This window comes from Alteromonas sp. 76-1, assembly GCF_900654235.1.
Classification (GTDB): Bacteria; Pseudomonadota; Gammaproteobacteria; order Enterobacterales; family Alteromonadaceae; genus Alteromonas; species Alteromonas naphthalenivorans.
The window spans coordinates 4,091,303-4,114,885 of sequence record NZ_LR136958.1; the positions used below are offsets into that span (position 1 = coordinate 4,091,303).

Here is a 23,583-nt window from a genome sequence, read left to right on the forward strand (position 1 = left end):
ACGCTATTTGATTAAATAGCACAAATAAAAAAGCCCGCTTAAAGCGGGCTTTTTAATGAGATTACATTACAAACTAATTATTAAGCCTGTAATTCAAAGCGATCGGCATTCATCACTTTAGTCCAAGCACTAACAAAGTCTTTAACGAACTTCTCTTTATTATCGTCTTGCGCATAAACCTCAGCGTAAGAACGTAATATAGAGTTCGAACCGAAGACCAAGTCAACACGAGTGGCTGAATAAACTTGCTCACCGGACACTCTATCTACAATGCCGTAAGTGCTTTTACTAGTGGGCTTCCACGTGTATTGCATGTCGGTAATAGTCGTGAAAAAGTCATTCGTTAGTGAGCCAGCACTACCTGTAAACACGCCATGTGCAGTGCTTTGGTAATTCGTGCCCATTACACGCATTCCACCTACTAACACCGTCATCTCTGCAGCCGTTAACCCAAGTAACTGAGCTTTGTCTAACAACAGTTCCTCTGGTTTAACCACGTAGTCTTTCGGCAAGTAGTTCCTGAAACCATCGGCCTGCGGCTCTAACGGTGCAAAAGAATCAGCATCCGTCATATCATCAGTAGCATCACCACGACCTGCTGCAAACGGAACATCAACGCTGAACCCTGCCGCTTCTATAGCCTTCTCTACACCCACATTTCCTGCTAACACAATGGTGTCAGCTAGACTGGCACCAGCTGCTTCTGCAAGCGGTTTCAACACCGACAATACCTTAGCTAGCTTTTCCGGTTCATTAGCTTCCCAGTCTTTCTGAGGCGCTAATTGAATGCGTGCACCATTAGCACCACCACGTAAGTCAGAACCACGGAAGGTTCTAGCACTGTCCCATGCAGTCGATACCATTTCACTTACGGTAAGGTCTGACGCAGCGATACTGGCTTTCAATGCATCTACATCGTAGGACGTACTACCTGCAGGTACAGGATCTTGCCAAATAAGTGTTTCTTGTGGCACTTCAGGACCGATATAACGTACTTTTGGCCCCAAATCACGGTGAGTCAGTTTAAACCATGCTTTAGCAAATACTTCACTGAAGTAGTCTGGGTTGTTGTAAAACTTCTCAGAAATTTCACGGTAGATTGGGTCCATTTTCATGGCCATATCTGCATCAGTCATAATAGGGTTATAACGTTTTGACGGGTCTTCAACATCAACAGGTTTGTCTTCCTCTTTAATGTTAATAGGCTCCCATTGCTCTGCGCCCGCTGGTGATTTTTTCAACTCCCAGTCGTAGTTAAGTAACAATTCAAAGTAACCGTTATCCCATTGAGTAGGGTTAGTCGTCCAAGCCCCTTCAATACCACTTGATACGGTATCGCGACCTATTCCACGTGATTCGTGGTTCATCCAGCCTAACCCCTGCTCGGCAATATCAGCGCCTTCTGGATCAGGACCTAAGTTTTCCGCACGTCCGTTACCATGGCATTTACCCACGGTGTGACCACCTGCGGTAAGCGCAACGGTTTCTTCATCGTTCATCGCCATACGGGCAAAGGTTTCACGAACATGTAAGGCAGTTTTAAGCGGATCAGGTTTGCCATTCACCCCTTCAGGGTTAACGTAAATTAGCCCCATTTGAACCGCTGCTAATGGATTTTCCATTGTTTCTGGCGTTTCAACGTCGTCGTAACGCTCATCACTAGGTGCTAGCCATTCTTTCTCAGCGCCCCAGTAAGTGTCCTTTTCAGGATGCCAAATGTCTTCCCGACCAAACGCAAAGCCATAAGTTTTAAGCCCCATGCTTTCATAAGCAACGGTACCAGCAAATACTAGAAGATCGGCCCAGCTAAGCTTGTTGCCGTATTTCTTCTTAATTGGCCACAATAAGCGGCGTGCTTTATCAAGGTTAACGTTATCCGGCCATGAGTTTAGTGGCGCAAAACGTTGGTTTCCGGTAGATGCTCCACCACGACCATCAGCAATACGATACGAACCGGCAGCGTGCCACGACATTCTGATCATTAGGCCACCATAATGACCCCAATCAGCCGGCCACCAAGACTGAGAGTCAGTCATCAGCGCTATCATGTCTTTTTTCAATTCATCGAAATCAAGTGACTTTACGGCTTCGCGATAATCAAAGTCGTCGCCCATCGGATTTGTTTTGGTATCGTGCTGATGCAAAATATCTAGATTTAGTGCTTCAGGCCACCAATCCATATTAGTGCTGCCGGTCGCTGTAAGGCCACCGTGCATAACGGGACACTTTCTTTCAGACTCATTTACATCGCCAAGCTTAGCGTTACTCATATTTGTTACCTCTTGCTGTTCGACAAAGGATTTCATCAATTCTATCTATTGATTAGTATTATTTAATTCTAGTTATTAGATGATAGTTATTACAGTGAGTTTTTTCGATGCTGATGAATAGGTTTAACGATTAGAGTCAACTTAACCTAGTCAAATTGGACCAATTAATTGCAGCCTCTATTCACCAACATTACTGCTTAAACCACCTAGAAACAGCCTAGTCAAAATTCACAATTTTTCTGTAACTTTTTTCTCATTTTTTAAAATATGTAGCTGCAATAAACAAAAGGCAGGATTAGTAAGCTCGCAACAAACTGTCAGCAGCATGGATGCTGTCTTACAAAAAGAATTTTTTATTGAGTGCGATGAGTAGGTGTTGGTAGGTATACGGTTTGAAATTAAATAGTAGCCCCTCCTTTGCCAAGGATGCGGTGGCGGAGCCTACATGGATGTAGTTACGGCTGGTTATTATCCAGCAAGGCTATTTAGTGCTTGGCCATTATGCAAACGCCACAAACAAAAAGGCAGGATTAGTAAGCTCGTAACAAACTGTCAGCAGCATGGATGCTGCTGCCAAGCCTCCATGGATGGATACTCGGCGTGTTTGTGTAGAGCTTACTAATCCTGCCTTATACATGGGAGCAGCGCTCCCATATTCTTAGCCTTAGCCAGTTACGAAATCTACGCCTAGCTTGATGTCGCCACGAAGGCCTTCAAGCATATCGTTTTTCGCTTTTTCTTCAAATGCGCTAAGCTCGCCGTATGGCAAAATTTCTTCAACACCGTTTGCGCCAAGGCGAACAGGGTGAGCGAAGAATGCAGCATCGTCGCTGTCGTCAGTTTGAACGTAAGTGTATTCAACCACGTTCTCACCTTGCATTGCTGCAACCAATGATAAGCAGAAACGTGCAGCTGCTTGACCCATAGATAGGGTTGCAGAACCGCCGCCAGCTTTAGCTTCAACAACTTCAGTACCTGCATTTTGGATACGAGTTGTTAGGCTTGAAACTTCATCATCAGAGAACTCAACACCTTCAACTTGCGAAAGCAAAGGAAGGATAGTTGTGCCTGAGTGACCACCGATTACCGGTACGTGTACAGAAGCAACGTCTACGTCTTTAAGCTCAGCAACAAAAGTCTCAGCGCGAATTACGTCAAGGGTAGTAACACCGAACAATTTGTTCTTGTTATAAACACCTTTCGCTTTAAGCGTTTCAGCAGCAATTGCCACTGTTGTGTTAACTGGGTTAGTAATAATACCAACACAAGCATCTGGACAATTGTCAGCAACACCTTCAATAAGGTTCTTAACAATACCAGCGTTAATGTTGAACAAGTCTGAACGATCCATGCCCGGCTTACGCGGAACACCAGCAGGGATAAGAACAACGTCTGTACCTGTTAATGCACCAGCTAGGTCATCTTTACCGTGACCGGTTACTTTTACTGCAGTTGGGATGTGGCTCAAATCAACAGCTACACCAGGAACAACTGGCGCTACATCGTAAAGCGCTAGCTCAGAACCAGCTGGCAATTGTGTTTTTAACAACAAAGACAGCGCTTGGCCAATACCACCGGCAGCACCTAACACGGCTACTTTCATACCATTTCTCCTATGGGATTACTCACGTATTTAAACGGAACGTCACACTAATGCAACGCGGGGGAAAACTCAATCATCTGATGGTCTTAATACGGCCATTTAAGGCAATTTTACGTCGATATTCACTATCATGCATGATTATGCAATTAAATTGCGCAAAGGTCACCTGTAAGGCACAATATATGATAAATCGTTAATGATCATTTAACTTATTACCGCTAACTAATGTGCAGGACGCTATGGCCAACGCAAAACAAGAGCAACTGATTAAAGCCTTTAAAGAAATTTTAAAAGCGGAAAGCTATGGATCCCAAGGTGAAATAGTGGATGCCCTTAAAACTCAAGGTCATGACAATATCAGTCAATCTAAAATTTCCCGCATGCTAAGTAAGTTTGGCGCGGTACGTACCCGCAATGCCCGCGGCGATATGGTGTACTGCCTGCCGCCAGAACTGGGTATGCCTACCGCGAAAAGCCCGTTAAAGCAGCTTGTTCTCGACATTGTGCATAATAATGTGATGGTGATTATTCGTACCAGCCCAGGTGCAGCGCAACTTATTGCTCGCTTACTTGACTCATTAAGCAAAAAAGATGGTGTGTTAGGTACCATTGCTGGTGACGACACTATTTTTATCGCCCCTGCCGATGTGACACTTATTGAAGAGTTGCGTCAACGTGTAGAAGATTTATTCGAGAACGTATAGCCCGCCCCTTTTCTATTTTCCGTCGTATAAACGACTAAAAGTCGATCATCGGCTAGCATCAAGCACAGTAGTTTTCTGAGCGAACTTTTTTAAGCGCAAAAAAAAAACCGCCATAAAAGTATGGCGGTAAAGAATTTGTACCAGGGAGATACAAAACAACTTGGTAGCTGTGCATTTAAATTACCATAGACTTAGAAAAGAGTAAGAAAAGAAAAGTAAAGAATTCGAAAACTAAAAATAAAATAAGAAAAAGAGATAAACCCCAACAAAAAACAACCAAAATCAAATTTAATGATTAATAATTAAATTAGTAAAATCTCACCTACCTCTATTAAAAAATTTTTCTTAATCAGTACATACATTCTAAGAACCACAACAATACCACTGTTATTAATTCTAATTAAAAACGCTATTTCATGTTGTCATATATATTCAAACGACTTGCCACACTTTTAGTTCATACGGTTTTTAACTACGCTGTAACCGCATAAAAACCTCGCTACACCTGCACCGTTTGTACACTATAACTGCGCTAAGCCTACACCAAACCTGCACACTATTTACACTCTTGCCTTACTCTTAATTTCTATTTTATCTAATCCCTATTTGTACTTTTCAATCAACATCAAATGAGAATAATATAATATTTATTTTACCAATGTATAGAACCGTAAAGGTTTCATCACCCTGCGTATAAATAAAGTAAATTAGGTCTAAATAGAACAAATTATACACTTTGTAAATTGCCAAATAGCACGACGAAGTGCTTAATTCTCCCGACAGAAAACATCTGATCAAAATAAAAACTAATAAACGTCTTTGTAATTACAACTTGTAATCACCTTCGACAAGGGGAATTAAAATGTTTGACACCAATAAACTCAGCACTGCTGTGAAGCGCGGATTATTACTGGCAGGATCCGCTAGCTTGTTAGCCGCGCCAATGGCCTTTGCACAATCAGATGACGAAAATTCAGCTGAACCTGTAGAAAAAATTCAAGTTACTGGCTCTCGGATTAAACGAGTGGATTTAGAGTCAGTATCTCCCGTTACTGTTATTACTGCTGAATCTATCGCGTTATCTGGTGATACATCAGTTGCCCAAGTGTTACGTAACTCTTCAATTAACACCTTTGGTTCGTTTCGTGGTCAATCTGGTTATGGTAGCGGTGCATCAGCTTCTAGTGAAGTAAACTTGCGTGGTCTGGGTGCAGGCGCAACGCTAGTTCTAATGGACGGCCGTCGCCTACCAGGTTTAGGATACGACGGTGGCTCATCTTCTGACATGTCGATGATCCCGATGTCGATTGTTGAGCGCATTGAAATTCTTCGCGATGGCGCATCGGCCATTTACGGTTCAGATGCCGTTGCAGGTGTAATTAACATTATTACCAAAAAACAGTTCGATGGCGTGAATGTAGGTTATAGCTTTGAAGATCCTGGTGCTGATGGTGGCAACTCTAGCAAGTATAATTTTTCTGCTGGTGTCACAAGCGACAAAGGCAGCATTGTCTTCATTGCTGAGCATGAAAACACCCAAGAAGTTAGTGATGTCGCTGTATCAGGTGACTATGCATTAGATAGCTATTCAACCTACAGCCCTGTTGCCAATTTCTATGATGCAGATGCAGGTGCGTTTCTTTATAACGAAGATTTGTGCGGTGATGTTGCTGACACATCAATTGAATCTGATCGTTGTGGTTATTATTACGGAAATACTACTTGGCTCTATGGTGCATCTGAGAAAAACTCTTTAATGACTAAAATCGAGTACGAGTTAGCAGAAAACTTGCAACTTATTACACGCTTCTCAGCGCTACAGACATCTACAGACACCCGTTATGCTGCTACCCCAGTATCTACATCTTCGCTGACTATCGACGCCGATAATGCAATGAACCCTTATGCCCAAGATGGTTCTGTCTATTTCCGTACCTCTAGCTTAGGAACGCGTGACACTAAAACTGAAAAAACCACCTTTGAAATGGTGACGGGCCTTGAAGGCTATACCGAAATTGGTGGCAATGAATGGGATTGGCAAGTTTATTACCAACGAACGTCTGCTAAAGAAGAGGTATTCAATTACAACTTAGTTAACGACACGGTTGTACAAGATTTAATTGATACTGAACAGTTGGATTTATTTAACGTTCAAGGCTTAAGTAGCGACGATTGGGCTAGCTATAACGCCGAGCTTTTAGCAAGCGCTGATCACACTGGCACCTACCAGTCTACACAGATGCGTGACATTATTGACGGCAGCATTTCTGGCGAAGTTTTCTCGAATAACTTCATGACAGTGAGTGCTGTTTTTGGCGCTGAGTACTCTTACCTTGATTTTGAGCAGATATCTGACCCTGAATCGGGTTTGGGTATTATTTCAGGCGGTTCGGGTGGTGACGACGTGTATGCGACTCGTGAGCGACAGTCTTACTATACTGAGTTTGCCATCGAACTACCCCATGAAGTGGAAGTATCTGCTGCACTTCGTTATGACGGGTACGAGCTTGAAGGTGATACGGGTGCAAGTATTTCAACCTCTGAGTTCTCAGATACCGTACCTAAGCTAGGTATTAGCTGGCGTCCGTCTGATTCACTTTTGCTTCGTGCTAGCTGGGGAGAAGCTTTCCGCACACCGACAATGAGTGAAATGTTCGCGACCATCTCTTACGGCTTCCCAAGCGCATACGATACCTATTACTGCGATACATTAGGTAACCCTGGTAGCGACGACAGTTACTGCTCATCAGGTCAGCAACACTTAACCTATTACGGTGGTAATCCAGACCTCAGTCCAGAAAACTCAGAGTCGCTTACACTAGGTGTGGTTTACGATGTCACTGAAGATTTATCATTAGAAGTGTCCTACTACCAATATGACTATGAAAATAAAATCGAAGATATTGATGTAGATGACCTAATTGCCGCTGACTTAGATGGTACATCTAGCAGTATCGTTCGTGATAGCGATGGTAAAATTACATCAATTACCTCTGGCTACACAAACTACTCAGAAGTAAAAACCAACGGTTTTGATATTACCGCGAACTACGATCTAGCCACTGAAATTGGTGATTTTGGTGTCAACCTTGAGTATTCGCATGTATTTAGTTACGAAGAAGAAGGCACTGAGTGGGCGGGCGAATTATTCTATCCTGATAACCGCGCTAACTTGACGGTAGATTGGACCGACGGTGATAAGTGGACTGCATCTTGGAGAACGCTATTCATCGGCGCCAATGGTGAAACCTATTACGATTACTACGATTATGCCGACAACTATTTTAAGCATAATGTGACGGTTTCATATCATGTGAACGATAATGTTAAAGTTTCTGCCGGAATTGCCAACATTACCGATGAACTTGAAGAGTATGCACCGGGCGAATGGCGCGGATATGATGACTCTTTGTATGACCCATTAGGTCGTACTATGAGCTTCAACGTTCAAGCGAGCTTCTAACATTTAACTTATAAAAAACGCCGCATTTCCTATGCTCTATCTCTAATCTGTTTGAGATAAAACACAGCCTGCGGCGTTTTCTTATTTACGTAAACATTAACGCTTTATAAACCCCTTATACCAGCTGTCAATTAGACAACACGGGCAAAGTGAGTAGTGTAAGTGCTTGAAGTACTCTACGAAAGTACCTTAATAAGCGCTTCTGCTGCAGGTCCAGATGATGCTGGATTCTGTCCGGTTACCAACAGACCATCAACACACACTTTAACGCCAAAGTCCTCTGTACTTTCATACTTACCACCTTTACTGATAAGCGCGTCTTCCACTAAATAAGGCACAACGTCGGTTAACCCCATTGCGTCTTCTTCACTGTTTGAAAAGCCAGTAACGGTTTTGCCGTTAATAAAAAATTCACCATCGGCGCGTTTTACTTCTTTAAGTATGATGGGAGCATGGCACACAGCACCTACAGGCTTCTGTGCTTTCACCATGTCTTCGATTAGCATTGTGGAGTGAGTATTGTCAGATAAGTCCCATAGCGGACCGTGGCCGCCCGGATAGAACACGGCATCAAATTCATCTGCACGAACATCTTCCAATACAATAGTGGAGGACATTGCGCTTCTTGCAACCTCATCTTTCGTGTAACGGATAGCATCGTCGGTCATGGCATCATCTGCCAAGCTGTTTGGGTCGATTGGCACTTGACCGCCCATAGGCGAAGCTAAGGTGATGGTATATCCCGCATCTTTGAACGCATAGTACGGTGAAGCGAACTCTTCCAGCCACATTCCTGTTTTCTTGCCTGTATCACCTAACAATTCATGTGAGGTCATTACCATTAATATATGTTTCGACATAAGTTCTCCATGTGAACAATTCATTTAGTTATTCGTTCGTATGGCAGTAATAGTTAGATCAGAAAAAGGCAGGGAATGCGATGAGAAACATTAGGAGAAGTTGATTTGCAAGAAAAAAAAATGCCACTTCCAAAATTGGAAAGTGGCATTTAACACTACAACTGGTTTTTAAACTGTTGCTTAGAAGCGGTAGTCAATACCTACACGCATTTCCCAAAGTGATGCATCACCCTGACGACTTTCAGGAGATGATGTACCTAGCGCAGCAGTATTGAAGTTAACTTCTTCCAAAATACCCCATTCATCGTTGATGAAGTTGGTGAAGTTATTCATAACGAAGTAAACCTGAGCAGAGTGATCTTCACGGAACGCAGGAATATTTTGTCTAACTGCGATATCCATTTTGAACCACCAAGGGCTAGTTTGGTCGTTACGCTCTGCACCAATTGGTAATACGTTGTTACCTTCAAGATACGGCGTATAGCCATATACAGAGTTACCACTGATGGTGTAACTAAACGGACGACCAGACTGCGCTACTGCATAAGCAGAGAAGATAGTGCTGTAACCGTCGATAAGTTCAGTTGTGTAACGAAGGTCAGCAGTAAAGCGGTGTTCAATGTTCCAATCAGACAGTGAAGATACTTCTTCGTTAATGTCAGTAAATGCTCTGTACTGGAAGTTAGAGAATGCTACTGAACTCGTCATTGGTTGTACGTCTTCAGCGTGGCTGTAGTTATAACCACCGGTGAAAGTAATACCATTGTCCCAAGACTTATTCATGGTCGCTGTTAGTGAGTAAGACACTGAGTCTTCATCAGAGTTAGTCAGCTCAAGTGAACCGTAACCTACTGAATCATAGTCAGGGTAACCTTCATCAGTGGTACCTACGCGCTCAAGACCCACATATTTAATCATGGCTTGTTTCTGCGTCACACTTAAAAGGAAATCTAAGTTGAATACGTAGTCTTCATCATTGATGTGAGTCATACCCGCAGAGATTTTCCATTCGCGAGGCATTACGAAACCTGGATCTAGGTTGTTACTTTCAAAGTTACTACCTGCACCAGAAGTCATTGCTTCGTCTAAGTCAGAAGGTACTGAATAACCAGGACCAGCTGTTACGCCGTCTTCTGTGTTAACCCAAGTAATACTGCCGTCGAACAAGTCAGCGTATTCACCATCAACTTCACCACCAACAACGTTCGTATTTTGATAGTTGTTTGTCATCCATACGTTCGGGTTACCACCTGAGAACAAGCCAACGCCACCACGTAATTCAGTTGAGTCACTTACCGTGTAGTTAAGGCCAACGCGTGGTTGTAGTAAGCTAAGGCCGTCTAGGTTAGCAGTGTTGCTGTAACCGTTTTGTGCTACAAAATCAGCATTTTCAACTGGTCTGTCTGAAGTAGTGATCCAGTCGTAACGTAAACCAGCAACCACTTTCAAATCATCAGTTAAGTAGAACTCATCTTGTGCGTAAGTAGAGTGTGACGTGTAACCCCACTCTGCAGCACGGTCTAACAATTCACCAGAATAAGCATGACCATATTCAATTTCAGCGTTTGTGCCTGCAACAAAGTCATCTAGGCTTTCAAAAGTAATAGAGGTTTCAGAATGCTGAACGAAAAGGTTGTAGATATCTAGTTTGTCACTCTCGTAACCGAAAGTTAACGCATGGCCATTGTCGAAGTAATAGTTACCACGGAACATTAGGCTTAACGCTTCGTAATCAAGTTCATTCGCTTGACGGCTGTCATCAGAACCTAAGAAAACGGTTAAGTCATCATCAGAAGCATCTGTATCATTACCAAGTTCGATTTTGATTTCACCGAAATCGTTGCCGCCTGGAGTACCGTCACCGTACATAGAACGCTGAAGGTTATCTAGCTCGATAGATGAAACGCGAATTTCAGTCGAGAATTTGTCTGTCCAGTCTGAGTAAAGTACACCAACAAACGATTGAAGCTCTGCGCCACGCTCGTAAATGTGGCTAGATAGTTCAAACTCATCTGCGTCGCCGTCAGATTCTGAGAAGTTGTTACCATCGTTATAGTTGTACGTAAACGCAAAACGGTGATTTTCGTTGATGTTCCAGTCTAACTTAACAAGAAGCTTTTCATCTTCATTAGGCATGCTAAGAGGCGTTGTACCGGCATCAAAGTTATATAATGACTGAGATACAGACTGAATTTGTTCAAGCTGGGCTTGTGTAAGCGCTACTTCATTAATTGCGCCAGAACCGATAGCACCACGGTCAAATGTGTTTGCGCCTTCTAGTTTTTCGTAAGCAGCAAAAATAAACAACTTATCTTTGATTAGTGGGGCACCCACTGTGAAGCCGTAACGTTTTTCAGTGTAACTACCAAGGTTGATATCATCACCTTCAAGAGAGTCACCACGTAGGCTGTCGCTACCATAGTCGTAGAACGCTGAACCGTGAACTTCGTTTGTACCTGTTTTACTTACCGCACTGATGTTACACGCAGAGAAACCGCCGTAGATTACATCAAAAGGAGCAATTTCTACTGATACGCCTTCGATAGCGTCAAAAGAGAAAGGCATTCTTTCTGTAGGGTAACCGTTCGAGTTAAGACCGAAAAGGTCATTCATGCGAACGCCATCAACAGTTAAGCTGTTAAAACGCGGGCTTTTACCAACACACTGGATACCACCGCTACCGCCTTCATCTACGTAGATACGAGGGTCAATACGAACGATATCAGTGATATCACGGTTAATCGCTGGCGCTTGTTGAAGTGTCGCCAAATCAAAGTTTGCTGAAGGGCCAGTTTGACCGAATGCCAAGCTACCTACTTGAGAAGCCGTTACTACGATATTTTCGTAATCAGCTGCAGATTCAAGTGTTCTTTGGATAGTTGCCGCTTCACCAAGCTCTAGGTAAATATCGCTGATCGTTTGATCTGCAAATTCATCTGAGTCGATTTCAACAGTGTAAGGACCACCTACACGTAAACCACGAAGGTTAAATGTACCAGCACTATTTACTGTGACTGATTTAACCGCACCAGTTGGTACGTGAGTTACTTTAACTACGGTTCCAACAGCAGGGTTGCCGTTTGGACCGACGATTTGGCCATTCATATCTGAAGACGTTACTTGAGCCATTGCAGTCGTGGTTAGACCCACTGTTAGTGCAACTGCTGCAGCAACGCGGCTGAGCTTAGCTGATGAGTACATGTGTGTTTCCCTTTTTGTTTAAAATTCTTTTTTTTAGCGCAGAGGGAATTTATTCCCCTCTACGACCTCTGATATTGACTAAAAGACTTCTTTGAGTGGATGAAATTGTTATAGACCTTCGTGTCATATTTATTACAGTTTTGTATATTTCGTCAATTCCGTGACGTGATTTCATCGCAATTTTTGCACCACACACCTGACCATTTGGTCAAGTTATTTTACTTATCAAAACCAAGGTCGTCTGACTTGTTCTTGTGGTTTATATTGATGACATATCATGGACTAATAAACAGCGTTTAACAAAATTCAGTCTGATTTGTAAAAAACGCTTATTTTTCATAACCATAACCAATTAAAATAAATTTACCTATTGCAATAAATAACCTTAGCTGATGAAATCAGTACATAAATCACTAACTCATTTGGTTATTTTTTTGCCAATAGTCAGAATTATTGCTACCGGAAGGTGGATCATACTCCTTATTGCCGCACTTGTTTGCGGTAGTGCCGGCTATTTTTCAAAGAAAATAGAATTTATTCCGGTACCTCCTCAAACTGGTCGAACTTTAACCTGCCAAACCGAGTTACAAAATAATTTAGATACCTTTTCAGTGTATGTCACAGATGGGTCTATCGCGAATATGGCGTTAGAACGTTTATGCGACAATAAAATCATCAAAAGACAATTTGGCCAAGTCAGGGTCATCGTCGGGCAAAGCGACTATGATACCTTTCGATATATAAACCATGGAGTGGTTGATTTAGCGCTAATTAAACGTAATGTAGTCGATGCTTTCGGTGCAGATCAAATTTATGGTTTAACCCTAATAGCCTCGCACCCCAATTACAGCGCTTTCTTTATATCTCAGCGTGAAAAGCCCCTGCTTGAAAAAGAGTACTTGCTTGGCAAACGAATTGGCCTGCTCGATTACCCTTCCAGCCGCTCAGGACATATAGTTCCAAAAACCATACTTCAAAACCTTGGGCTAACTGAGAATAACGTGGACATTGTGTACTTCAATTCCCACAAAGATCTGCGCAGAGCATTGCTTGCTGGTGAAGTCGATATTATTTCATCGTACTGGGCCGAAGAAGATGAGCAAATTTTGTCTAAGAACTACGCAACGCCTCTACTAAAAAGTGTTAGCGGCATGCAATGGTTTTTGAAGATGCAAATGCAAAACACCGATTTACTCTGCGCCATGCAGTCTGTAGTGAAAGACATAGCCGACTCTCACGCACGTCCCTATTACAAAACCCTAGTTCTCGTGAATGGATGTAGTGAAGATGAGTAATATGATGTCAACTGTTCGCCCGTTTACCCTAATCTGTGCACTTATACTCTTTGCGGCACTTCAAATCATCAGTACGTTTGGCCAGATTATAGGTATTCAGTTTGCTCGTCATCATGCGAAAGACAACGTAGAAAGAAGAATAATATTGGACAGTGCGTTCCTTGATGTTGGGAATGCAACACTAAATACCCCCGTAAATACTTATGCGGTGGGTCGCTATATCGAAACTATTAACGAAGATTTAGCCGCTGACAACTATCCGATTAGAGTCACCTCAATTCAAGGGGTGAATGCTGATGTAACCTATCCTGAATATAGCTTATCCCATACTTTTGTATTCGAAAACGCAGAGCAAAAAATTATGCTAATCATGCAATCGCTCCCTATGTATCAAAACCTTAAGTTTAGTTGGTGGGCTTTAGTAATATCAGTATTGCTTGCGCCTGCGTTTGCTATCCCTAGACAGCGAAAAGCTAAGCACGTTGTCAGTGAAGAATTAGTTGTCCCACCTAAGCCCAAACTTGTTATTAATTTACGCGATAAGACGTTGGGCAATAGCGTAAATGACACCGTTGTTATATTGCAAAACAAGCCTCTTTGCTTTTATACGGCGCTCGTTAAATATTGCACAGAGAACCCAGAGCACCCTCTTCCCCCTCATAAAGATGTTCCTATTGAACTTATTGCGCTTGCGAATAAAGCCTTCGCACGATTGATTGAATTAGGGCACACAAAACGTAAAAGGCCAGACTTTAACGCTAACTTAGATAAAACGTTAAGCGAAATCAGAGCATCACTTGATGAGGTATTTACCTTGTACCCTGAGGAAAAAGAACGCTATTACCCTCCACGTGCCCAGGGTGAAGGTTCTCGTTCAAAACAGCATTCTTATGCGCTTACCCATTTATCCCCTGACGATGTAGAAATTATCGGAAACTAGCTACTTTTTAATCAATTATGACAGTGACATGAAAATAAATTTAGGAATGAAAACGCACTCAAATTAAGCGAATGTTATTGATTCGGCTAGCAAATAGCGATCCATTTGACCAATTGGTATGAATATAACATTGATTCGTAGAGGCTAAACGCGTATCTTTGCTCCAATAAAATCAGCTTTCTAGAATTATGCAATCGCCTTTAATTATTGCCATTTCTGGAGCTTCAGGCTCTGGAAAGTCACTGTTTACCGAAAATTTGTTTAACGGCTTCTCTGCTCAAGGAAGGCCTGTGCAAGTGCTTCGCGAAGATCACTATTATCGCGCTCAAGACCACTTGCCCATGGAAGCACGAGAAAAAAACAACTACGACCACCCCAATGCATTTGAGCATGAATTGCTTAAAGCGCATTTGCAGGCACTGCGAGAAGGTCAGCCTATTGACTATCCTCATTACTGCTTTAAAACGCATACTCGCCTGCCTGACACAGAACGTTTGAACCCGGCGCCAGTCATTATTCTTGAAGGAATTATGCTGCTTGCTCGTGCAGATCTTCTGCCACTTTACGATGTTAAAATCTTTGTCGATACCCCACTCGATATTTGTCTTATGCGCCGCATGATACGAGATATTAAAGAGCGTGGGCGCACTATCGAGTCAGTTGCCAAACAGTACGAAGAGACTGTAAAACCGATGTATCACCAATTTATCGAGCCAAGCCGGTTCACTGCTGATGTAGTAGTTACACAAGGTGGTAAAAACCAAATTGCTCTAGATGTGATCAAATCTCACATACAGCAAGCGCTTCTATAAAGGATTGATATTATGGTGAGTTTACTGGGCATTGCAGTCCTTTTAGGTATTGCATTCGCGCTTTCGTCGGCGAAACGCAGCATTAGTTTGCGTACTGTCGGTGGCGCCTTTGCTATGCAAGCTTTAATCGGCGCATTTGTTCTGTATTCTGAGCCAGGCAAAGAAGTTCTGTTAGCAGCAACAGGGTTTGTTTCCAACATCATTGCCTACAGTCAAGATGGAATTAACTTTCTCTTTGGTCCTATTGGCGATAAATCCATTGCATTTATATTCGCCTTTAATGTGTTGCCCGTTATCGTTTTCTTTTCATCACTTATTGCTGTGCTATATCATTTAAAAGTGATGGGCTTAATTATTAAAGTGATTGGTGGCTTCCTTCAAAAGGTATTGAGAACTAGTCGTCCTGAATCTATGTCAGCGGCAGCAAACATATTTGTAGGGCAGACCGAAGCCCCATTAGTCGTTCGCCCTTTCATACCTCATATGACGCGTTCTGAGCTATTTGCCGTGATGGTTGGTGGTCTTGCCTCTATTGCAGGTTCAGTCATGGCGGGTTATGCGGGTATGGGCGTAGATTTAAAATACTTACTCGCAGCAAGCTTTATGGCAGCGCCTGGCGGTATGTTGATGGCAAAAATCATCTTGCCAGAAACCGAAGAACCTAAAGACGGCTTAAGCGAAATAGATTCGGAAGACACTGGCTACGCCAACGTCTTTGATGCGGCTGCTAGCGGTGCAGCATCTGGGATGACACTCGCATTAAATGTGGGCGCTATGCTACTTGCCTTCATCGCCCTAATTGCCATGTTCAACGGCTTAGTGGGTTGGACAGGTGGTTTGTTAGGGTATGAAAATGTCACCTTTGAAGGGATCATGGGTTACATACTTCAACCCTTAGCATGGGCAATTGGTGTTCCGTGGGAAGAAGCACAAATAGCAGGAAGCTTTATAGGTCAGAAAATGGTAGTTAACGAATTTGTGGCTTACCTAAATTACCTTGACGTACGTTCAGAGTTATCTGAATCAACGCAAGCTATTGTCACTTTTGCACTTTGCGGTTTTGCGAACTTGTCCTCTATTGCTATTTTGATGGGTGGTATTGGTGCTATGGCACCTACTCGCCGAAAAGAAATTGCTCAGTTGGGCCTTAAAGCAGTTATTGCAGCAACGTTATCAAACTTGATGAGCGCAGCGCTCGCAGGCTTTTACTTAACACTTGGCTAAACGACAAGGTTAATTACTAGATTAATTTTTAGGCTAAGATTCCGCCTAAATGTAGACTAAATGGTCTACATTGATTACATTAGGCATCTTAGATGAGGTTGATTGATTTAAGTCAACTACCACAGCTTTTTTGGCGGCCCGTCTACCTTTATAATGCCGCAATCAAAATAAACGGGATAATGTTATGCAATTAGTTGCTGTTGATTACACGGCGGAAAACGCCCAAGAAGAATTCGTTAAGTCACTACGAGAGACGGGCTTTGGGGTATTGAAAAACCACCCAATTCAACAGTCACTCGTGCAAGGCATATACGATAGCTGGCAAGGATTTTTCGATAGCGAAGAAAAAAATGACTACCTTTACAACAAAGGTAAGCAAGATGGATTCTTCCCTCAAAGTGTTTCAGAGGTAGCTAAAGGCTTCACGAAAAAAGATATTAAAGAGTACTTCCATTACTACCCATGGGGACAATGTCCTGACGAACTTCGTCCGTTGCTGTCGCAGTACTATTCAGAAGCTAACACGCTTGCTTCTGAACTATTAGGCTGGATTGAGAAACATTCTCCAGAAGAAGTCAGCAATAAGTACAGCCAACCGTTAGGCGACATGATCAAAGATTCAGATCAGACGCTACTACGTGTACTTCACTATCCACCATTAAGTGGCGAAGAAGAAGTAGATGCTATTCGCGCAGCGGCTCACGAAGATATTAATCTTATTACTATTCTTCCTGCTTCTAACGAGCCAGGGTTACAAGTAAAAGCGCAAGATGGCAGTTGGTTAGACGTACCTTGCGATTTTGGTAGCCTGATTGTGAATATCGGCGATATGCTTCAAGAAGCTTCAGGTCACTACTTCCCATCAACGACACACCGTGTTGTGAATCCAGATGGCGCAGACATGACCAAGTCGCGTATTTCATTGCCACTATTCTTACACCCTCGTCCGGATGTAAAGCTTTCAGAACGTCATACTGCGGGTACTTACCTGCAAGAGCGTTTGAAAGAGCTAGGTGTTATCTAAAGAGCGCTATTCTCTTAAAAAAAAGCCACGTTTTAACGTGGCTTCTTTGTTGGTGTAATTTATTGATACGCTCGCCGCATTTACGTGGCCACTACTCATTTTGTAAGTAGTTATTCATTATTAATTAGTAGTTCAGAGCAATCGTGGAAAGCTTACTCATGTACCGGTTCTCATCTTGTGAATTGGGTGCAAGTTGAATTGCGCGTTTGATGTAACGCTCAGCGTTACTGATATCTCCTATCTCGTAATACACTTTAGCCAACCCAAAAAACACTTCGTGTCTGGTATTATCTAAGCGAAGCGCGCGTTGGTAATGTTCCAATGCATCTGCTAACTCCCCTTCGTCCAAAGCTTGCTCCCCAAGAATGAAATGATAAAAAGGATTTTCTTTTCGTTGCGCTTCTACCTTTGCTTTAATTTGTGCTGATTTATCAAATAACCCTTGGTGGTAATACAAAATAGACAAGTTGTCCCACGCGGTCAGATTGTTCTCATCTAGATTTAACGCAAACTGATAACTTTGCTCTGCGGCTTCAAATGCGTCGACCATACGGTAAAGCACACCTAAATTGACCCAACTTTGTTGTAACTCTGGCGATAATACTGCAGCAGCCCTAAAGTAGCTGTATGCCCGCGTATAACTGTTGGCAATTAGCGCATCGGCGCCTTTGTTGTTATAGAACATAGACAGCACGAGGCGCTTGGTAACCGGCACCCGTGGAAAGTGTGTTCTGATCATTTGTGGGTCAAAATCAACATCTGCACTACTTGGTCCGATGTTGGTCACTAATGGATCTTTCGGGACATTGATAGTTAAGTTTACGTGACCATTTAAAAAACTGAAGCCGTCACGCCTTGTCCAATACTCGGGTATATCTACTTCATAGAATGTGGCATCGTAGCCTGCGTGCTGAGCCATAGCGTAAGTCATGATAGATAAAGAAAGGCAGTTGGCAGAACGATTATAAAATGTCTCACTGGCAACCGAGTTCGCATTGCTGCGGTACAATAGTCCCATTTCAGAATGGTCAAAGATTGACGAGATCAGACCTTTTACGTTGGTTGTTTTTCCTCCCGACTCAAAAACAGCCTCATCGACAAATAACTGAGCATCTTCTTCTAGTGCAAATACCTCCTCTTCCGTTTCAATTGGAAAAGACGCATAACTTGGAAATAGATGGTCGTGTAATGCAGGATAAGGATTCTTGGCAACAACGGGCGTAGTGCTAGCACAACCTAGCATAGCTGAACCGATAAAAACGAGTAGTGCAGTAATAAGATGTCGAAGTAACATAATGCAGCCCTCCCCTATTAACACCTTGGCGAAGTATAGCGCAGCACTCAATAATTTAACATTATTTTTACATATTCATATCTTCCTACTTTTCCCATTACGTAAACTTAATCATCCAAATTGAGGTGGTAGCGTAACAACTTGCGCAACATCAATTAATTTTCTATCTCAATTTAAGGAAAAATTTTATGCGTAAGTTAATCCCATTGGTAATGATGAGTTTGATGAGTCTTTCTGCTTTTGCTGGCCATCATATGGAGTCCGAGAAAACTGATATTGTTGATACTGCTGCTAGTCAAGAAACATTCTCAACATTGGTGACTGCTGTAAAAGCCGCCGACCTAGTAGACACACTAAAAGGTGACGGTCCTTTCACTGTATTCGCTCCTACCAACAAAGCCTTCTCTAAATTACCTGAAGGTACCGTAGAGATGTTATTGAAGCCTGAAAATAAGGCGCTATTAACACAAGTACTTACTTACCATGTAGTATCCGGCAAAGTCATGGCGGAAGATGTTATGTCACTGACCAGTGCAACTACTGTTGAAGGCAGTGATGTGAAGGTGGTTACCGCCATGGGCAAAGTGATGATTGATGATGCAACAGTAACGAAAGCTGATGTAAAAACATCAAATGGTGTGATTCACGTTATCGATACTGTACTGCTTCCTGCTGAAGTTAAAAAAGCGTTATAGTCCAATCATAGTAAGTAGCGGGTTTCCGCTACTTCCCCCTTCCATGTAAGACACTCCGTGCAAACTCATTAGCACTGATATTTTTTGTAATCCAGAACCTTCTTCTAGCCCGTATACCAATTAACTAGCTTACAAGGATGAAGTCATGTTCATTGTTTACACTTACACTATCGCAGGGCTTGCGGTAATCATTTTAACGGTATTAGTTCAAAATATCGTTGCTGCAGTAGCGCATCGCAAACAGTCGTCTTATGTACCAGGAAAAGTCGCAGAAGACTTAAGTCATGACAGTTTTGTATTTAGAAGCCATAGAACGTTTCACAACTCACTTGAGAACGTAAACCAGTTTATTATTCCAGCCATACTTTGCATGTTTATTGGTGTTACGCCTTTTTATCTGGCGATCTTAGTTTGGGTGTATGGCTTATGTAGAATTGTTCATATGGCACTATACTATGCGGTAGCGACAGAGCGTAACCCAAGTCCGAGAACCTATTTTTATATGATAGGGCTGGTAACTAACCTAATTCTGTACGTGCTTCTTTTTATATCGTTAATTTAAATGAGTTAGAATGTTAATTATTAAACTTATGTTTAATGCATTTTTTACACTCGCCGCGGTACTCTGGGTATAACTTTTACAAATTGTTGGAAACAGCTGCGTTGTAGGTAAAGGACTAACATGTTTATTGAGCAAGTAAATAAACGAACATTATCAGACTGCCATTTATTAATTGTAGATGATCAAGCAAGCTCTCGAATGATTTTGGAAGGGCTTCTTGATGAGATGGTAAGTTGTACATCTGTTTCTTCCGGTGCAGCAGCGCTTGCTTACTGTGAAGAAAACACGCCTGACCTTATCTTGATGGATGTTTATATGCCAGACATGGATGGCCATCAAGTTGCAAAAGCCTTGCGTGAAAACCCGAGCAAGTCTGATATTCCAATTATCTTCGTTACCGCAACAACATCTGACGAAGCCCAATCAAAATGCTGGAATTCTGGCTGTGTTGATTTTGTGACCAAACCTATTAATGCATGCACGTTACAAAATCGCGTGAAAGCGCACCTCAATCATAAGCTCAAAAATGATCTGTTAGAAAATCTCATTTATATCGATAAGCTAACAGGCGCCTATAATAGACATTATTTAGAAGACTACCTTCCGCGCTTGATGAAAGATGGCAAGCGGAGTCAAAACCCCCTTTCTCTTGTACTTTTCGACGTTGATTATTTTAAACGCTATAACGACCGATATGGGCATATGGAAGGCGATAGCTGCTTATGGAGGCTTAGCAAGGCAATTAACGATAGCTTGTTGCGTCCCATGGACAAATTGGTCCGTGTGGGCGGTGAAGAGTTTTTAGTTATTCTACCTAGCACTGATGAAAAAGGCGCAAAATTAGTCGCCAATCGACTTTTGGAAACCGTGTTTAATTTAAACATTCCCCACGCTGATTCAAACCTTGCAAGAGTGACAATTAGCGCTGGGGTAGCAACTAAAAATCCAGACGACAACAAAACCATCGACTTCACTATGCTGCAAGCTGATAAAAGCCTTTATGCTGCGAAAGGGCAAGGTAGAAACTGTGTCGTAAGTAGCGTGGAAAAGGCTCACAATGTTATGGAGCCGGAAATTTAAGTGGTATGTTAATGCTTGGCTTAGGGTAATTTATTAAGGCTTAACCACCCCAAGTGTTTTCTTACCAAGCGCTTTAGTATGTGATAAGTCTGCCAAGCAACTTTGTTGTGTTAGCCCTAATGACGCTAACTGTGCATAACATAGGAGTAGCGCTGCCATGGCATCTTCTAAGGCATTATGTTGAGGCACCGCCGGTAAACCGGCTCGTAGTAAGCATGCACCTAAGGATGCACTATTTGAGGGAACGACTTCGTGCTCTTTTTTCAATTCATACAAAGCAAGTTGTAAAGTGTCGATGTAATAAACCTCTTGTGCCGGTAAATTTAATCGCCTAAATACCGCATCTAGCACCGCCAAATCTAAATTCGCATTATGGATAACTAAAACCTTCGAGGGCAACTGTGCGATAAATTCAGTCAGCACATCTTCTATTTTTTCGCCCTTTGCAATATTGTCCTGAATAAGTCCATGGATAACGGGGCTTTGCCCTAAAGACGCCTTGGTTTTCACAACGCTATAAGCGCTAGTTTCTAAAGCAATGCTACTATTACGCCCACATACCCAGCCAAAAGAGGTAATTTCTGACTCATTGGCGTTTAAGGAGGTCAGCTCTAAATCAATAGACATAAGGGTAGTGTCTTGTAAGGTCGCGTTTTTGAACCTATCGAATGATGATGGACCGCGCCCAGATAACCAGTTACTTAGCCATTGCAACATACCTATGCCATGCCACCGGAAAAATTCATGATAATTGCTTTTTGGGCTCTTTCGATAGCTTGAAACGATGCCTTTAGTTGATGCTTTTCTATAGAAGATAAAGACGACACTGACACACTATTATCTGCCACGTTATGCTGAAGTTGGTGCCGCCAGCGTAATCGATTTAAAAATATCCAAATATCCCGCAAATTCGCTGCATCTTTGGTAGAAAGCTCAGAATTTTCGGGCAACAGAGATAGCCTTGCGAGAGTGCCAGGTACTGATATCCCTCCTGCTAGGGCATAAATACGCGCAATATTGTTGATCAGTGCCACCGCACGTACTTTTAAATCGATCGTATCTTTCAGCTTCCCTCCCTTCTCATAAGTAAATTTTTGGAACATAGAAAGCGGTACAGAGACTTCATTTGCATGACGGGACAATGCCGCAAGAAATAAACTTTGTTTAAGCAGGGGCATTCTTTGACGTTGTAGCGTTTTAAACAAGCCCACATCACCCGCAGCGCAGCGTGCATCAAGAAAGATATTAAAGTGCATAATGGAATCTTTGGTAGGCGCATTTACCCATTTCCGCGCTTGTTCAACCGCTTGCTCTAACGTTAACCTCAGCCCGGGATTGCTCGCCATAATATTGCCACTGCATAGCTTAATACCACATTTTGCTAATCCCTTGCAGACATAGTCAGCCATGGCGGCAAAGTAATCGGCTTGTGCTTGCGTGGGCAATTTAGCTAATAGCAACGCGTTGTCTTGATCCGATCCCATTGTCTGATCTTCTCTCGCTTGTGAGCCATAGACTAGCCACGAAAACATCATGCCGGCTTTACCATGTTCTTGCTGAAAGAAGCCAATGAGTTTTCGCGTCATAATATCAGTGGCCTGAGATAGCACTTTACCTGCAATATCATAATCGCCTGCGTGTTTAGCATGTGCAGAAAAGTAATGTGGAAGCTGCCACGCTAAACGTGTTAATTCGTACAAATTGCTCGCTTTCGACAGTTCGCCAATAATAAATAGAACGCTGCCTCGTTGATGGCGAACAATATCACTGGCCGTCACCATCCCCACGGGTTCATGACTGTCTTTATCTAAAATAGGCAGATGATGAATGTTTTTTTCGGTCATTAATGCCATGGCGTCGAATAACGTTAGGTTACTGGCAACGTTCGCTGGCGACGAGGTCATAACACTGCTAACAGGGTTCGTCAGCGCAACACCAGCGGCAACCACTCGGGAACGTAAATCTCTGTCGGTAACGATGCCCACTAGCTGCCCTGCTTCAGTAATGAGAAGAGACGACACCCGGTTATCGGTCATCAGTTGAGCCGCTTGTTGAATGGGCGTATTTACATCGGTGCCAATGGGTGCTTTTTCTGTTAAATCACAAAGTGGTTTGTACAACCACATAGATTTTGACTCTGTTATAGCCTGATTTTGTAGTGCATCATGTCGCAATCCATTAAAAAAAGTATTAATGCTATCGAAACGAAGAAGCGCTTTAAACGGTGCTTCATCGAAGCTGTACACTAAACCTGGGCTCTCTACCGTCACCGACATTGGATAGTCTCTACCATCCAAAACACGCTGGAAGCCAAAGTAGTCCCCTTCACTAACATAACGGGGGGCGTCTTGCTCGGTACTTACCGAAAACTGGCCGCTTTGAATGAGATAAATTCGGCGAGATTGTCCAACTAAGGTCTTTAGGTTTTCTTTTGTTACGTAAAGCAATTCTGCCGAGGTAAGTAAATCAGTTAATGAATCCACATCAAGCGTATCAAAGGGCGCAGATGCAGCAACAAACTCTGCGACTTGCTGGGCAATAGCTGTCATACACAAT

General features: G+C 42.6%; 17 protein-coding genes. 10 read left to right on the forward strand and 7 right to left on the reverse strand.

All coding sequences use genetic code 11. The features are described from left to right. Positions 1-80: 80 nt before the first annotated feature. Together katG and mdh are read right to left on the reverse strand one after the other, a co-directional pair. A complete protein-coding gene (katG, locus tag ALT761_RS17330; RefSeq protein WP_129740135.1) occupies positions 81-2,270 on the reverse strand; it encodes a catalase/peroxidase HPI in 2,190 nt (729 codons plus the stop codon). Between the two features lie 664 nt (positions 2,271-2,934). Further along, positions 2,935-3,873 (reverse strand): malate dehydrogenase, encoded by a 939-nt coding sequence (gene mdh, locus ALT761_RS17335; RefSeq protein ID WP_129740136.1) that lies wholly within the window; start codon positions 3,871-3,873, stop codon positions 2,935-2,937. A 239-nt stretch (positions 3,874-4,112) separates the two neighbouring features. On the opposite strand from mdh, the gene argR reads away from it, so the two are divergent. Together argR and ALT761_RS17345 are read left to right on the forward strand one after the other, a co-directional pair. Further along, positions 4,113-4,577: a transcriptional regulator ArgR gene (gene argR / locus ALT761_RS17340; protein WP_013782583.1), complete on the forward strand. Its 465-nt coding sequence runs from the start codon at positions 4,113-4,115 to the stop codon at positions 4,575-4,577. 862 nt (positions 4,578-5,439) lie between these two features. Then, positions 5,440-8,040, forward strand: coding sequence for a TonB-dependent receptor (locus ALT761_RS17345; RefSeq protein WP_129740137.1), 2,601 nt, complete (start codon positions 5,440-5,442; stop codon positions 8,038-8,040). Between the two features lie 176 nt (positions 8,041-8,216). On the opposite strand, the gene ALT761_RS17350 is transcribed toward ALT761_RS17345, so the two are convergent. Together ALT761_RS17350 and ALT761_RS17355 are read right to left on the reverse strand one after the other, a co-directional pair. Further along, on the reverse strand, positions 8,217-8,900 hold the full coding sequence (locus ALT761_RS17350; RefSeq protein WP_129740138.1) for a type 1 glutamine amidotransferase domain-containing protein: 684 nt from the start codon (positions 8,898-8,900) through the stop codon (positions 8,217-8,219). A gap of 180 nt (positions 8,901-9,080) precedes the next feature. Beyond that, a complete protein-coding gene (locus ALT761_RS17355) occupies positions 9,081-12,101 on the reverse strand; it encodes a TonB-dependent receptor (RefSeq protein ID WP_129740139.1) in 3,021 nt (1,006 codons plus the stop codon). 434 nt (positions 12,102-12,535) lie between these two features. Here ALT761_RS17355 and ALT761_RS17360 point away from each other — a divergent pair, with 434 nt between their 5' ends. From ALT761_RS17360 to ALT761_RS17380, 5 genes are all read left to right on the forward strand, one after another. Beyond that, positions 12,536-13,396 carry a PhnD/SsuA/transferrin family substrate-binding protein gene (locus ALT761_RS17360; protein ID WP_232043487.1) on the forward strand — a complete coding sequence of 287 codons (861 nt, stop codon included), beginning with the start codon at positions 12,536-12,538 and terminating at the stop codon, positions 13,394-13,396. Beyond that, positions 13,389-14,336, forward strand: a complete 948-nt coding sequence (locus ALT761_RS17365; RefSeq protein WP_129740141.1) for a hypothetical protein — start codon at positions 13,389-13,391, stop codon at positions 14,334-14,336. The genes ALT761_RS17360 and ALT761_RS17365 overlap by 8 nt, the downstream gene beginning before the upstream one ends. 188 nt (positions 14,337-14,524) lie before the next feature. Next, positions 14,525-15,148 (forward strand): uridine kinase, encoded by a 624-nt coding sequence (udk, locus tag ALT761_RS17370; RefSeq protein ID WP_126872864.1) that lies wholly within the window; start codon positions 14,525-14,527, stop codon positions 15,146-15,148. A gap of 12 nt (positions 15,149-15,160) precedes the next feature. After that, positions 15,161-16,372 (forward strand): NupC/NupG family nucleoside CNT transporter, encoded by a 1,212-nt coding sequence (locus ALT761_RS17375; RefSeq protein WP_129740142.1) that lies wholly within the window; start codon positions 15,161-15,163, stop codon positions 16,370-16,372. Between the two features lie 184 nt (positions 16,373-16,556). Beyond that, positions 16,557-17,396: an isopenicillin N synthase family dioxygenase gene (locus ALT761_RS17380; protein WP_013782575.1), complete on the forward strand. Its 840-nt coding sequence runs from the start codon at positions 16,557-16,559 to the stop codon at positions 17,394-17,396. Positions 17,397-17,520: 124 nt separating this feature from the next. Here ALT761_RS17380 and ALT761_RS17385 read toward each other — a convergent pair whose 3' ends face one another. Next, a complete protein-coding gene (locus tag ALT761_RS17385; protein ID WP_129740143.1) occupies positions 17,521-18,690 on the reverse strand; it encodes a tetratricopeptide repeat protein in 1,170 nt (389 codons plus the stop codon). Between the two features lie 188 nt (positions 18,691-18,878). Between ALT761_RS17385 and ALT761_RS17390 the strand changes: the two genes are divergently transcribed. From ALT761_RS17390 to ALT761_RS17400, 3 genes are all read left to right on the forward strand, one after another. After that, on the forward strand, positions 18,879-19,385 hold the full coding sequence (locus ALT761_RS17390) for a fasciclin domain-containing protein (RefSeq protein ID WP_013782573.1): 507 nt from the start codon (positions 18,879-18,881) through the stop codon (positions 19,383-19,385). Between the two features lie 145 nt (positions 19,386-19,530). Continuing rightward, entirely contained in the window at positions 19,531-19,947 is a 417-nt protein-coding gene (locus tag ALT761_RS17395; protein ID WP_013782572.1) for an MAPEG family protein, read from the forward strand. A 120-nt stretch (positions 19,948-20,067) separates the two neighbouring features. Further along, the gene (locus ALT761_RS17400) at positions 20,068-21,027 is read left to right on the forward strand and encodes a GGDEF domain-containing response regulator (protein WP_129740144.1); all 960 of its coding nucleotides are present in this window, start codon (positions 20,068-20,070) and stop codon (positions 21,025-21,027) included. Positions 21,028-21,060: 33 nt separating this feature from the next. Here ALT761_RS17400 and ALT761_RS17405 read toward each other — a convergent pair whose 3' ends face one another. Next, a complete protein-coding gene (locus ALT761_RS17405; RefSeq protein WP_129740145.1) occupies positions 21,061-21,744 on the reverse strand; it encodes a 3'-5' exonuclease in 684 nt (227 codons plus the stop codon). 2 nt (positions 21,745-21,746) lie between these two features. Then, the gene (locus ALT761_RS17410; protein ID WP_129740146.1) at positions 21,747-23,576 is read right to left on the reverse strand and encodes a DUF294 nucleotidyltransferase-like domain-containing protein; all 1,830 of its coding nucleotides are present in this window, start codon (positions 23,574-23,576) and stop codon (positions 21,747-21,749) included. Between the last annotated feature and the right edge of the window lie 7 nt (positions 23,577-23,583).